This is a genomic window from Lactobacillus sp. B4005, from assembly GCF_026536045.1.
In the GTDB taxonomy this organism is placed as follows: Bacteria; Bacillota; Bacilli; order Lactobacillales; family Lactobacillaceae; genus Lactobacillus; species Lactobacillus panisapium.
In genome coordinates this window covers 12,810-25,856 of the sequence record NZ_JAFNOZ010000007.1, presented here as the reverse complement: position 1 = coordinate 25,856, position 13,047 = coordinate 12,810, and the positions used below count along the sequence as shown (strand labels likewise).

Here is a 13,047-nt window from a genome sequence, read left to right as displayed (position 1 = left end):
TAGAAATGGAAAAGCGAAACTTTTTGAAAGTTTCGCTTTTTTGCTACCGTACAAGTATAATAATAGAGTATGAAATTGTACGATGGAGGATTAAATATGCAACAATTCGGAATCATTGGCTTATCCGTAATGGGCAAGAACCTTGCTTTAAATGTTAGAAATAGTGGCTTCTCCGTTTCAGGCTTTAGTATTGATAAAAAAGAAGTCGATGCTTTTGCCAAATATCAGGATGATAAATTAAAACCAACTTATACTTGGGAAGAATTTGTCAATTCTCTAGAGAAACCACGTAAGATTTTGATTCAAATTATGGCCGGCAAGCCAGTTGATGAAACTTTACATAAGCTATTACCATTACTTGATAAAGGCGATATTTTACTTGATGGTGGAAATTCAAACTTCCATGATACTAATCGGCGTTTTCACGAAATGAAAGAGCATGGCATTCATTTTATTGGCATGGGTGTTTCAGGCGGTGAAGAGGGAGCTTTAAATGGTCCAGCATTGATGCCGGGTGGTGATGAAGAAGCTTATAAGGAAGTTGCCCCTATTTTAGAAGCAATTGCTGCTAAAAATGATGATGGCCAGCCATGTGTCAGCTTCATTGGTCCTGAAGGCAGTGGTCATTACGTTAAAATGGTACATAACGGAATTGAGTATGGTATCATGCAAGAGTTTTCCGAAGTTTACGATATCTTACGTAAAGTAGCAGGAAAATCTAATGATGAAATGTCCGCAATTTTTGCTGACTGGAATCAAGGCATAGTTAAGGCCTATCTTAGTGAGATAACCTCCGAAGTATTGAAGCAAAAAGATGATTTGACCCCAGATCATGTAATTGATCATATTTTAAACGTTGCTTCATATAAGGGTACTGGTAACTGGATGCTAGAAGATGGAGTTCATTTAGGTGTTCCAATTAGTGTAATAGCCGAAGCAGTTATCAGTCGGTTTATGTCAAAGGCTACTACGCGTGAAGGTAAAGAAATTAATTGGACTGGTGAAGTTCCAGATGATTTAATCGAAAACCTAGGAAAAGCATTGCAGTTAAGCCAGGCTGTTGCATATGCGCAGGGCTTCCAGCAATTAAAAATGGCTGCTGATGCTTACCATTGGGAATTACGTTATCCTGCAATTGCTCAATCTTGGGAAGCTGGCTGCATTATTCGCTCATCGATGTTAAAAGATATTGAAAAAGCTTTTGCTGATGGCAAGAAGCTTGACAATATGTTCCAAGATCCTTACTTTAAGGACTTGATGGAGAAGGATACCCCAGCATTGCGTAAAGTGCTTGAGCTTGCAACCAAGGCCGGGATTCCTACACCAACTTTAAGTGCTTCACTTAACTATTTGGAGTCAATTTTTAATCCAAGTCTGCCAGCTAATTTAATTCAAGGTCAACGTGATTACTTTGGCGCACATACTTACTTCAGAAATGATCGTGATGGAGTTTACCATACTGAGTGGTACGAAGAAAAATAATTCTGTTACACGTGTAACAAAACAAAAACCAGTTAAAATTAGTTTTTGACTGGTTTTTTGCTGTGATGAAACTAGTTCAAAGTGGGTACGAAATGAAAAATAATAGAATTCAGATTAAGCTGCTGCTAGAGGCAATGCTAGTCGGCCTCTGCAGTGGAATAGTTGTTGGCTTTTTCCGGTTTGGAATAGAGCAAATGTCTAGCTTGTGGCTAATGTTGTTTCATCTGGCTCATCAAAGTTGGTTATGGTTCTTACCAATTGTTATCGGCTTAGCTGCAGTTGGCTTGATTGCGGGCTATTTTGTTAAGCAATATCCCCACGTTGGGGGATCTGGTATTCCTGAAGTAAAATTACAGCTTGCAGGTAAATTGCAACTTAGTTGGTGGCCGATTTTGTGGCGGAAAGTGATTGGCGGCATTCTAGTCATTAGTACGGGCCTATTTTTGGGGCCTGAGGGGCCTTCACTTCAGATCGGGTCAACTATCGGTCAAGGGATGGCAAAAGCCTCTAAAGAGGCTAAAACAAACGAGCGCGTATTGCTATCAACGGGTGCCGCAAGTGGACTGGCAGCCGCATTTGGTGCACCACTTAGTGGAGCCTTATTTGTATTAGAAGAAGTTTTTCACAACTTTTCACCTCGTGTAGGACTTAATGCACTAGCTGGGGCCTTGGTTTCAGATTATGTCGTATCCAATTTCTTTGGTCAAAAACCGGCATTATCTTTAGTTTATCGGCATACTTTTCCTGTTCAATTATACGGACACCTATTGGTATTGGGACTGCTCTTAGGTCTCTTAGGGCATCTGTACAAAGCCGGTTTATTTAAGGGAAAAGAATTTTATGCCAAAATCAAAATTCTGCCTAACTGGTTATACAGTCTTATTCCGCTAGTAATTTTAATTCCAATTGCCTATTTTTGGCCACTGATAACTGGACCAGGCAATCGCTTAATTTTGGCGTTACCAAAGATGATTAAAATTAATAATTGGCAGATGGTAAAACTACTTGTGCTTTATTTTGTCATTAGAATAGTATTTTCAATCATTTCATATGACTCTGGCTTGCCAAGTGGAATCTTTTTACCCGTCTTAACCATGGGTGCTTTAATTGGTGCCTGTTATGGTCTAATGATGGTTCAGCTTCATCTTTTGCCCGCCAAGTTAGTAATTAACTTAATAATTTTTGCGATGGCTGGCTATTTTGCTGCGGTAATTCGGGCACCATTTACAGCGATAATGCTGATTACGGAAATGGTGGGATCGCTTCTGCACTTAATGCCGCTTGCAGTCGTTGCGTTTATTGCTTTACTTACTGATGAACTGTTAGGTGGTAAGCCAATATACGGAATATTAGCCCAAAAAATGGCCGAACAAGGCGCATCTGTTACTATTCAAAAATCGGGTAAGGAGGATCAACTAACTGTTCCTGTCTATGAGGACAGTCAACTTGCTGAAAAAACAATTGCCCAAGTTAAGTGGCCAGAAGATACCTTGGTTAAAGCAATCTATCATGATGGTAATTATATCGTTCCTAATGGTCAATCCGTGATCAAGCCGGGAGACTCATTGATCCTAGCACTAGATTCAAACCAACGGGGCCGAGTTTATAGTCAAATGCGGCAACTCCAAGGCATTAAGTATGATGGCTAAAAAAGCACGCTGTTGATTGCGTTGATTTCAATTTCAAAACGATATCAATCAAAGCAAGTGCAGCATGCTTTTTTTATTTGTTCTTTTTTAAATATTTTGGTGCAGTTTCTGGTGCCCAAATTAAGCAGACAAGAAAGGCGGCGAATAATACGCAGGCGCAAACAAGCATTGCCAAATTGACGCCGCCAACATCGGTCAAAACTGGAAGTAAGAAGGTTCCAGCTGCAGCACCAATGCGGCTAATAGTAATGCACGTGCCCACACCACTAGCCTGGACACTATCGTCAAACAACTCGGTTGGATATGGATAATCTAAAACCAAACCCGATGATAAAATAATTGAGAAAACTGAAAATAGTAGAAGCTTAAATGAAGATGGCGCATTTGGCAGCAGTGCTAGCAGGCCGATTAAAAATGTTGATAGCAAAAAGTTACTAATTAAAAATGCGCGTCGACTGAGATGATCGAAAAGAAAGATTCCCAGAAAAATTCCTAGCAGCATACTGATATTGTATAAATTTCCTGAAACACGTGGGTTGCTTATGTTCATGCCATTTAGCAAAATTGGTAAAAATATACTGATACCAAAGAAAGCGAAAGTCTGACAGGCATAAAAGATTCCGCCAACCATAGTTCTTCGTAGATATTTTTTACTGAATAAAATAGTCCAGGAACTTGAACCATTTTCCTTCGGACGCTTAAAATGCCTGGAAATACCCCATTTGTGTCCTAATATTTTACCAATTACTCGATTAGCAATTTTTATTTTACCTTTATTAGCAAGCCAACCTGGTGATGGTGGTAAGGGAAAAATTGTCCGAAATAGTGCAGTAATAGTAGCGGGAACAGCTCCAGCTGCTAAAATGATCTGCCAAGTACGAGCTCCAAAACCGTTTACGAGGGTTCCAGTAAGATATGAGGCAATAAAGCCAAGAACCCAATAAATCAAGAGATGACTCTGCCTTTTACTGTCTTCTCCTTTAGGTAACCATTCGGTCAGTAGGGCATTACCGGCTGTATAGTCGATTGCCATCATTAAACCAATGCCAATTCGAATAAGAAAGGTCCAGGTAAGATTGGTAGTTGTGAGGTGAAGTAATGATAAAATTGCCAACACATACATGTTGCTCATTAATAGTTCACAGCGCCCAATCTTATCGGATAAACGGCCAATAAAAGCACTACTTGATAAGCCAATTAAACCACCGGCACCAATTAGTCCAGTCCATAAATCACTGATTGCGATATAATTACTGGCATTATTCATTGCCATTCCAGTTATTCCAAGTGAAAAGCCACAGGTAAATTGTCCTAAAGAAATTGCCAACATGACGCGCAAATGTACTTTAGAAAGCGGTGCTTTTTTATAATCTTGTTTAATTCTATGTTTTTTATTTAACATAATCATAGTCCGAAAGGTTTAAATCGTGGGCTATTTGTTGCATCTCCTTTATTTACGCCAAAGCTATTATATAATAACATAACAAAGATTTCGGTTTCTTGCAAAACGTCTTTAAATTACTAGGTCCAATTTTTGTATACCCACAGGTTTGCTAGCAAATTATCAAAATAAAAAAATACCACTTGGTTGGAAGCGGTATTTTTTGCTTATAAAAGATTACATATTTGTCACTAAAAAGAAGATGACAAAGACGATAAATAATGCGTACATCATCGGTGAGACTTTTTTGGCTTGTTTAGAAGCGAGCATTGTAATTGGGTAAGCAATCATTCCTAGTGCCAAACCATCAGAAATGCTGTATGTCAGAGGCATACCAATTACAGTGAGAAATGCCGGAAAGGCAATTTCAAATTTGTCCCAGTTAATTTTCTTTAAATTGCCCGCCATTAACACGCCGACAATAATTAAAGCTGGAGCGGTAACTGTAGTCGGAATCACTGCAAGTAAAGGACTAAAAATCATACTGATTAAAAAGAAAATACCTACAAATACTGCAGTTAAGCCAGTCCGTCCGCCCATAGCAATCCCAGCACTTGATTCCACTGAGGTTCCAAGGGGAGCAGTACCTAAAACCGCTCCTTCAACCATGGCTAGGGAGTCAGAAACAAAGGCTTTACCGATACGAGGTATTTTACCATTTTTATCGACCATTCCAGCTTGTTCGGTCATACCAATAAGTGTGCCGGCGGTATCAAAGAAAGTGACTAATAAAAAGGTTAGAACTACCATAAATAATTGCGGCGTATTAATATCTTTCAAGTGAAAGACGGCTTGACCAAATGTAGGTGCGATACTTGGCGCTGCTGAAACAATAGCTTTTGGTACCGCCACTTGGCCAATAACAATACCAAAAATAGCCGTAACAACCATCCCGATAAAAATTGAGCCGGGAACATTCATTGCCATTAAAATAACTGTTAACGTCAAGCCAAAAAGAGTGATCCAAACGGCAGGAGAGTTAAATTTGCCTAAAGTAACGAGGTTTGAGTCGCTGTTGACAATTAATTTGCCGTTTTGCAAACCAATAAAGGCGATGAAGAGACCGATACCGGCTGAAATAGCATATTTTAAATCTTGCGGAATAGCATCGACCACTTTTTCACGTAGCTTTAAAATCGTAATTAAAATAAATAGGACTGAAGCTACCAAAACAGCAGCTAGTGCAGTTTGCCAATTGATATGCATGCCACCACAAACATTATATGCAAAAAATGCTGCACTTCCGAGTGTGGGAGCTAGTGCAATAGGATAATTGGCAACTAGGCCCATGATAAAACAACCAACTGCAATGGAGACTGCCGTGACAGTAAAGGCAGCCCCCTTATCAATGCCAGCTGCATGTAAAATATTAGGGTTAACAAAAAGGATGTAGGAGAGACTGACAAAAGTGGTTAATGCAGCAATTAACTCACGTTTGACAGTGGTATGAGCATCGTTTAAATGAAAGACTTTATCTAGTGTCGTCATTTTTCCTCCAAAAAATTAATTATAAATGAACTATCTAAACTAGTGTAGCACACACAGTCCAGTTTGAATTACTATTTCCCGGGAAATAAAAAAGCAAGCCCTTTCAGACTTGCTTTTTTACTTACCACATTCCGATTACTTTCATCCAGCCTAGGCCAATAATGCCATAGACCAAAATATAAAAGATACCGAAAATAAAACTCATTTTTCACCATTCACTTTGTTTAGCATAGTCGGCAGAAGCCAAAACAGATGAAACGGCACTAGAGTAATGTGTAGTTGATCCCATAATTGCTGAGAATTATGCTAAGAATTGTGCAGCCATTACTTTTGGAGCACCAGCAGCAATTGCAACAGTTAATAATGGCAAGAACATTGCTGAGTTGTGAGCTGTTGCACCAGCAAGCAAGCAGCGTGTGTAAAACAGTACTAATGCCAAAATAATTAAAGTTGTTAACCAACTAACACCCTTCATGCTGCTAGAAATACTAGTCGAAATCCAACCGATAAAGCCGAATTGAGTTAGTTTCTCTGCCATAAAGACTAAGATAGACAGCCAAATTAAAATATTCCATGCTCCTGTTTCACTTAGAATATCTTTTGGTGTCAATACGCCAGTTAACAATAAGAGAACAACAGAAATAAAGGCAATTAAAGTTGCGTCAATTCCTAAAGTACTTGAAAGCATCCATAGCGCTAACGTGACTACGAAGATAATAGCCATCATTTTCTCAGGCAAGGTTAACTTACCCATCTCAGCAAGTTTACTAGTAGCCCATTCCTTTGCATTAGGTGTTTCCTTAATCTCAGGCGGATAAATTTTGTAAACAAAATAAGGAACTACGAGTAAACAAATCGCTGCGGGAACGATACTTGCAGTAAGCCAAGGCATCCAGCTTAGTGTTACGCCACCCTTACCCGCTAAAGCAACTGCAATTAAGTTCGGTACCCAGGCAGTCATAAATAGGGACGAAGTAATGACATTTACTTGAAAATCAAATACGCTTCCATTTTTCTTCGTGATAGATCGTTAGGATTAGAGCCATAAATTATTACCAATGATTCGATTAATGGATAAACCACACCACCGGTTCTAGCACCATTAAAAGGAGTTGCTGGCGAAAGGATTAAATCGATTGCTCCGATAGCATAGACTAAGCCTAATGACTTGTGACCAAACCACTTTATGATGTAAAAAGTGATTCTTTAGCCCAAACCGGTTTTGGCTATTCTCTTGAAATCATAAATACCATTACAATTAATCAAGCAGAGGTATTAGAGAAGGCGTTAATTGCCCCTTTTTCAACTAATTGCCGTCAACTACTTTATCTGCAAGTGGTACTAAATCATGACAGATGGTTAATGTAAAACCAATTAACGTGCCCCCAATGCTTGCAATTGGCAATATACTACAGCCGACAAATGTTGCAGTGTAAATTGTTAGCATGTGCGATGTTTGCGTTGTTACACCAGCTGGTCATATCGGTGTTGTGAACCAGAAAACCAGTCCAAATAAAAGCAGAAAAATAGATTTTTCGGTAGTCTATTTTTTCTAACGTCTTCATGACGCTTCTTTAAATTTAGAAGTTTAAGACCGCCAGAAAAATAATGAAGACTACGAATAGTACCCACATCATTGGGGTAATTTCCTTACCTCTTTTAGCTGCAAGCATACAAATTGGATAAGTAATTAAGCCTAAGGCTAGCCCATCTGAAATAGAGTAAGTTAGTGGCATACCGATTAAGATTAAGAAAGCAGGGACGGCAATTTCCATCTTTTCCCAGTGAATGTGGGCGGTATTTTGTGCCATTAAAACGCCAACGATAATTAGTGCTGGAGCCGTAACATGCGTATTAAACAGACCTAATAGCGGACTAAAAATCATTGAAATTAAGAAGAAGATAGCGACAAAGACAGCCGTTAAACCTGTTCGACCACCAACGGCAATCCCAGCACTTGATTCTACGAACGCACCGACGGGGGAAGTTCCTAAAACAGAACCGGCCATCATTGCAGTGGAATCAGATGCCAAAGCTTTGCCGACACGTGGCATTTTATTATTTTTCATAAAACCAGCTTGTTGAGCCAAACCAATTAATGTACCAGCAGTATCAAAGAAGGTAACTAATAAGAAGGTTAAGACTACGACCCACATTTGAAGTGAGTTGATGTCTTTAACGTGAAAGACAGCTTGACCAAAAGTTGGCGCAATGCTTGGTGCCACTGAAATAATTTTGGTTGGCAGAGCAATTTGCCCTGTGGCTACACCAAACAAAGCAGCTAATACCATTCCGATGAAAATTGCACCAGGAACGTTTAAAATCATCAGGATAACTGTTACTAACAGACCAAAAATAGTAATCCAAACTGCAGGATCATGAAGAGAACCTAGACCAACTAATGTGGATTTATTAGCAACAATAATGCCACCGTCTTGCATGCCCAAAAAAGCAATAAAGAGGCCAATTCCGGAAGAAATTGCAAATTTTAAATCTGCTGGAATAGCATTAATGATTTTTTCTCTTAATTTAAACATCGTAATCAGGATAAAGATAATTGAAGCAACGAAAACAGCTGCAAGTGCTGTTTCCCATGAAACATGCATCCCGATACAAACTGTATAGGCAAAGAAAGCATTGATTCCGAGAGCGGGAGCCTCACCAATTGGATAATTGGCAACTATTCCCATTAAGGCTGTTCCCAATGCACTTGCTAACGCAGTCGCAGTGAAAACTGCTCCTTTGTCCATCCCACTAGCACCTAAGACACTAGGGTTAACAAATAAAATGTATGACATACTGATAAAGGTAGTCAAACCGGCTAGAAATTCCACCTTGACACTAGTCTTGTATTTGTCGAGCTGAAAGTAGCTCTTGATAAAATTCATCTAATCTCTCCTACAAAAATAATGTTCGTGTTTTTATTATAAACTAACAACTATTATAGTGTAGCACGCGAATGGATAATTGCAAATGCGAATTATAGTAAGCGAAAATGACAATATAGGAAAGATTTTCGAACAAATTTAGCTTTGGCATAGATTGACCCGGTAATTCAAATACCGGTAAAATTAGTAAAAGTAACTAAGTAAGCTAAATTATGAAGAGGCAAAAAATATGGCAAAACTGCTATTTTCAGATATTGATGGAACATTAATCAATTCTAAATTAGAGGTAACTGCAAAAACTAAAGAAGCAATCCGGCGACAAATTATTAATGGCAATGTTTTTATACCGGTATCGGCTAGAATGCCCCAAGCAATTATGACAGCAGCGGGACAAATTATGAAAACTTGCCCAATGGTTGCTTATAATGGTGCACTCGTATTAGACGAAATGGGACGGCCATTATGTTCGAAATATATGACAGCAAAGCAGGCAGCAGAAATCTGCACTTATATCGAAGAAAAGCAAAATCAAACTACTTGGAGTGTATATAGTGGCTATGATTGGTATTATTTCCCAGGAAATAATAGTGATTTAATAAAGCAAGAAGAACAAATCGTGAAGGTCAAGGCTAAAGCAAGTTCAATTACACAAATTCAAGAGCTTAAAGGCGTTCATAAAGTGCTGTTACTAGGAAATCCTGAACAGCTGACTGAAGAACAAAGGGAGTTAAGCAGTAAGTATCCAGAGCTTGTAATAGTGAAATCTGCACCTAATTTATTAGAAATAATGGTTAAAGACGTTTCTAAAGGTGAAGGCGTTAAAATGCTAGCCGAGGAGTTCAATGTTGATTTGAAAAATTGCTGGGCTTTTGGCGATAATTATAATGATGAGCCAATGCTAAAAGCCGTTGGTCACCCAATCATAATGGGGAACGCACCTGCGGACTTAAAGCGTCATTTTACTGATGTAACATCTGATAACAATCATGACGGGATAGCAGAAGTGCTTGATTGGTTAGAATAGTTATCACTTTGCTTTTAATAAAGGTGATTGTGCTTTGTTGCCAAACCATTTACGGTTGATTCGGTCTAAAGTACCATTTCGTGCGAGCTCTTCTAGACCTGCATTGACTTTTCGGCATAAAGTTGTATCGCTTTTCCGCATTCCAACTGCAAATTCTTCTTTGGGGAAAGGACTGTCGACTTCAGAAAATAATTCTGGTTTTTTCTCGTGTGAAATATAATAATTTGCGTAGGTGCTATCTATTAATAGACCTTGAATACGACCAGCATTTAGATCAATAAAGGCATTGGTGAAGGAATCGTAGAGAATTGGATCGTGTCCTTTAATTCTGTTAATAAAAACACGGGGATAATTCATGACATCGTTGTAACCAGATGATCCGGATTGCACTCCGAGTGTTTGTTGTTTCATATCAGCTGGCTTAAAGATTTTATTCCGGCATAATGCAACTAAAACTTGACTACTATATAAATAGGTTTTGCTAAACCTTACTTTTTTCTTTCTTGCCGGTGTTTTACTAAAACCATTCCAAATTAAATCAATTGTACCGTTGCGCAGCTCAGTTGTATTCATTGACCAGTCAATTGTTTGAAAACTGACCTTTAAGCCGTATAACTTAAAGACAGCATTTGCTAAATCGACATCGTAACCCGTTAACCGACCGTTTTTTTGTTGGAAATCCATTGGCACAAATGTATCGTCAACACCGACAATAACATAGCCTCGTTGCTTAATATGAGACCAATTATCGATCGTGTTAGCTCGTTTATTTAAAGAAATGCCACTGCACCCAGATAACATTACTAGTGCTAAAACTAGAATTATGAGGGCTGGAAATCGTTTAGTCTTCATTTTCATGGCCTTCTCCGTTATCCAAAGCCTTGACTGTAAAAATACGATCAGCAACTTGATTGGCAAAATCCATGTCATGAGTAACAATGATCTGAGTCATACCATGATCTTGTTTTAACTGAAGGATTATTTCGCCGACTTTTGTACGTAAAGCAGGGTCTAAAGCAGATGTTGGTTCGTCATAGCATAAAATCCTTGGAGCCATTGCAAGAGCGCGGGCAATAGCAACCCGTTGCTGCTGACCGCCTGAAAGTTGGTAGGGGTAAAGTGAATCTTTACCAATCAGGTCAAGCTGCTCCAACAATTCTTGCGCTTTTTGCTCTGCTAATTTACGGTCTTCTTTGCGGACTAATATAGGTGCCAAAGTAATGTTGTCTTTAACGGTCAAATTAGGAAATAATTCGTAATTTTGAAAGACGACACCAATAATTTGACTCTTTTGGTTAGGAACGGCTGGGTCAAATTCATGCTTATTCCAGAAGAAGTGACCGGAATCAATTTTTTCAAGACCGCTTAAGCAGCGCAGTAAGGTTGTTTTTCCTGCACCGGAATGGCCAACAATTGCTAAAATCTGTCCGTCAGGAATAGTCAAGTTTAATTTGTTTAGGATGACACGGGAACCAAATTTTTTGGTAATATCTCTTAATTCAAGCATGATAGTTCCTTTTCTCTATTTCCATTTAGAGTAATTATGTTCGATCTTTTTCAATACAAATGAAGCAATTCCTGTCATTAATAAGTAAATTATGCCTACTAAGACCAATGGAACAAGGGTTACGTCACGTGCAGTTGCCACATTCCCAGCTCGTAACAGTTCGCCTAGGCCGATAACGTACACTAACGAGGTATCTTTTACCAGATTAATCACCTCGTTACCAATTGACGGGATTACAATTTTGCTTACTTGCGGAATAATAATATGTCGCAGAGTCTGCCAGTATGTTAATTGCAATACGTGCGCACTCTCATATTGCCCAGCTGGAACAGATTGAAAACCACCCCGAAAAATTTCGGCAAAATACGCGGTATAGTTTAAAACAAATGCAAAAAGGGCAGCATTGTATCTCTGAAAAATGATACCAATAATTGGCAAACCGTAAAAAATAAAAATTAATTGTAATAACAGCGGCGTTCCCCGCATAATCCATATATAAAATTTCAAGACTAGGCGTAATGGTTTAAAGTGTGAGACTAAGCCTAAGCTGACAATGATGCCAAGAGGAATAGAGATAACAAGTGTCCATATAAAGAGGATTAGCGTCATTTTTGCGCCAGAAAATAGAGAAGGCATGATTGAGATAATATAGTTCATTGTGTTCTCCTTTGTAGCAGCCGTACAACTCAGCTGAGTTAGTTGAATTCTAGGTGAAAAATTACCTGAAAAAGTTACATAGAACAAGCATACCACAGTTTTTTTCTGATAAAGCATGTGACTGTAGACTTTTTAAATGATATCGCTTAATTAAGCACTATCATTGCAAAATGGCAAAAAAATCGCTTCTCTAACTTTTAAGTAGAAAAGCGATTAGATCTTTAGGCATCAATTTCAATTTTCGTTGACTTATCCCACGATTCAGGCAACTTGCCCATTTCCTTTAATTTAGCAACAATTTGCTCTAAAACAACTTCGCGAGCGTGCTCGTCCGTCATAAAGTCAAGTTCATCGCCATTTATTTCCATTTTTGGCGAGTAGTCATAGTTTTCATACCATGGCTTGTAATAACGTAAGAGCCGTTTGTAATAATCCTCAAGCGTTGCGTCATAACTGAGCTGTTCGTATGGTCGGCCACGCTTTTGAATTCGTTTGAGCATTGTGTCATAAGAAACATTAATGTGAACAAGCAAGTCAGGATTTTTCTTTGGCATATGCTTTAGCTCATTCATCATATTATTCAAAAGCTCATAATAGGTGTCAACTTCTTCAGTAGTTGCGCGGCCAATGTCTGCGTTCATTTGGAAAAAGAGTGCATCTTCATAGATGGAACGATCAAGCACATTGTTATCATCGGTTAGCGCATCTTTGATACTACGAAAGCGTGTATTTAGGAAAAAGACTTGCAGTAAAAATGCATATTTCTTAGGGTCAGCATAAAAAAGTGGCAAGACAGGATTGTCGTCAACACTTTCATAGAAAGGCTTAGTTCCTAAATATTTAGCTAAAATACTGGTTAGACTGGATTTACCGGCTCCAATTGGGCCACTTAAAACAATAACTGTCATCAC

At 38.7% G+C, this 13,047-nt stretch carries 11 protein-coding genes and 1 pseudogene; 3 read left to right on the top strand and 9 right to left on the bottom strand.

The window, feature by feature from the left end:
• Positions 1 to 96: 96 nt before the first annotated feature.
• Both gndA and J3U73_RS09785 read left to right on the top strand, forming a co-directional pair.
• Complete coding sequence (gndA, locus tag J3U73_RS09790; protein ID WP_267410334.1) at positions 97 to 1,482, top strand: NADP-dependent phosphogluconate dehydrogenase; 1,386 nt, start codon at positions 97 to 99, stop codon at positions 1,480 to 1,482.
• Between the two features lie 92 nt (positions 1,483 to 1,574).
• Positions 1,575 to 3,131 (top strand): ClC family H(+)/Cl(-) exchange transporter, encoded by a 1,557-nt coding sequence (locus tag J3U73_RS09785; protein WP_267410333.1) that lies wholly within the window; start codon positions 1,575 to 1,577, stop codon positions 3,129 to 3,131.
• A gap of 73 nt (positions 3,132 to 3,204) precedes the next feature.
• Here J3U73_RS09785 and J3U73_RS09780 read toward each other — a convergent pair whose 3' ends face one another.
• The 5 genes and pseudogenes from J3U73_RS09780 to J3U73_RS09760 all read right to left on the bottom strand — a co-directional run bounded on the left by J3U73_RS09780 (position 3,205) and on the right by J3U73_RS09760 (position 8,948).
• Positions 3,205 to 4,539, bottom strand: a complete 1,335-nt coding sequence (locus tag J3U73_RS09780; RefSeq protein WP_267410332.1) for an MFS transporter — start codon at positions 4,537 to 4,539, stop codon at positions 3,205 to 3,207.
• A 210-nt stretch (positions 4,540 to 4,749) separates the two neighbouring features.
• Positions 4,750 to 6,060, bottom strand: a complete 1,311-nt coding sequence (locus J3U73_RS09775; protein WP_220268781.1) for an NCS2 family permease — start codon at positions 6,058 to 6,060, stop codon at positions 4,750 to 4,752.
• A gap of 301 nt (positions 6,061 to 6,361) precedes the next feature.
• Positions 6,362 to 7,206, bottom strand: a pseudogene (locus J3U73_RS09770) (DASS family sodium-coupled anion symporter).
• A gap of 160 nt (positions 7,207 to 7,366) precedes the next feature.
• Positions 7,367 to 7,507 (bottom strand): hypothetical protein, encoded by a 141-nt coding sequence (locus tag J3U73_RS09765; RefSeq protein ID WP_267410331.1) that lies wholly within the window; start codon positions 7,505 to 7,507, stop codon positions 7,367 to 7,369.
• A gap of 133 nt (positions 7,508 to 7,640) precedes the next feature.
• Positions 7,641 to 8,948 carry an NCS2 family permease gene (locus J3U73_RS09760; protein WP_220268780.1) on the bottom strand — a complete coding sequence of 436 codons (1,308 nt, stop codon included), beginning with the start codon at positions 8,946 to 8,948 and terminating at the stop codon, positions 7,641 to 7,643.
• A gap of 229 nt (positions 8,949 to 9,177) precedes the next feature.
• Between J3U73_RS09760 and J3U73_RS09755 the strand changes: the two genes are divergently transcribed.
• Positions 9,178 to 9,972 (top strand): Cof-type HAD-IIB family hydrolase, encoded by a 795-nt coding sequence (locus tag J3U73_RS09755; RefSeq protein WP_267410330.1) that lies wholly within the window; start codon positions 9,178 to 9,180, stop codon positions 9,970 to 9,972.
• Positions 9,973 to 9,975: 3 nt separating this feature from the next.
• Here the strand turns inward: J3U73_RS09755 and J3U73_RS09750 are convergent, their stop codons facing one another.
• From J3U73_RS09750 to J3U73_RS09735, 4 genes are all read right to left on the bottom strand, one after another.
• Positions 9,976 to 10,824: an amino acid ABC transporter substrate-binding protein gene (locus J3U73_RS09750; protein WP_267410329.1), complete on the bottom strand. Its 849-nt coding sequence runs from the start codon at positions 10,822 to 10,824 to the stop codon at positions 9,976 to 9,978.
• The gene (locus tag J3U73_RS09745; RefSeq protein ID WP_267410327.1) at positions 10,814 to 11,479 is read right to left on the bottom strand and encodes an amino acid ABC transporter ATP-binding protein; all 666 of its coding nucleotides are present in this window, start codon (positions 11,477 to 11,479) and stop codon (positions 10,814 to 10,816) included. The genes J3U73_RS09750 and J3U73_RS09745 overlap by 11 nt, the downstream gene beginning before the upstream one ends.
• Before the next feature lie 15 nt (positions 11,480 to 11,494).
• Positions 11,495 to 12,136, bottom strand: coding sequence for an amino acid ABC transporter permease (locus J3U73_RS09740; RefSeq protein ID WP_103752614.1), 642 nt, complete (start codon positions 12,134 to 12,136; stop codon positions 11,495 to 11,497).
• 221 nt (positions 12,137 to 12,357) lie between these two features.
• A complete protein-coding gene (locus J3U73_RS09735; RefSeq protein WP_103752613.1) occupies positions 12,358 to 13,044 on the bottom strand; it encodes a deoxynucleoside kinase in 687 nt (228 codons plus the stop codon).
• Positions 13,045 to 13,047 lie beyond the last annotated feature (3 nt).

Excerpts from the sequence above, each read along its gene's own strand:
- gndA (WP_267410334.1), top strand. The coding sequence starts at position 97 with ATGCAACAATTCGGAATCATTGGCTTATCCGTAATGGGCAAGAACCTT.
- J3U73_RS09785 (WP_267410333.1), top strand. The coding sequence starts at position 1,575 with ATGAAAAATAATAGAATTCAGATTAAGCTGCTGCTAGAGGCAATGCTA.
- J3U73_RS09780 (WP_267410332.1), bottom strand. The coding sequence starts at position 4,539 with ATGATTATGTTAAATAAAAAACATAGAATTAAACAAGATTATAAAAAA.
- J3U73_RS09775 (WP_220268781.1), bottom strand. The coding sequence starts at position 6,060 with ATGACGACACTAGATAAAGTCTTTCATTTAAACGATGCTCATACCACT.
- J3U73_RS09765 (WP_267410331.1), bottom strand. The coding sequence starts at position 7,507 with ATGCTAACAATTTACACTGCAACATTTGTCGGCTGTAGTATATTGCCA.
- J3U73_RS09760 (WP_220268780.1), bottom strand. The coding sequence starts at position 8,948 with ATGAATTTTATCAAGAGCTACTTTCAGCTCGACAAATACAAGACTAGT.
- J3U73_RS09755 (WP_267410330.1), top strand. The coding sequence starts at position 9,178 with ATGGCAAAACTGCTATTTTCAGATATTGATGGAACATTAATCAATTCT.
- J3U73_RS09750 (WP_267410329.1), bottom strand. The coding sequence starts at position 10,824 with ATGAAGACTAAACGATTTCCAGCCCTCATAATTCTAGTTTTAGCACTA.
- J3U73_RS09745 (WP_267410327.1), bottom strand. The coding sequence starts at position 11,479 with ATGCTTGAATTAAGAGATATTACCAAAAAATTTGGTTCCCGTGTCATC.
- J3U73_RS09740 (WP_103752614.1), bottom strand. The coding sequence starts at position 12,136 with ATGAACTATATTATCTCAATCATGCCTTCTCTATTTTCTGGCGCAAAA.
- J3U73_RS09735 (WP_103752613.1), bottom strand. The coding sequence starts at position 13,044 with ATGACAGTTATTGTTTTAAGTGGCCCAATTGGAGCCGGTAAATCCAGT.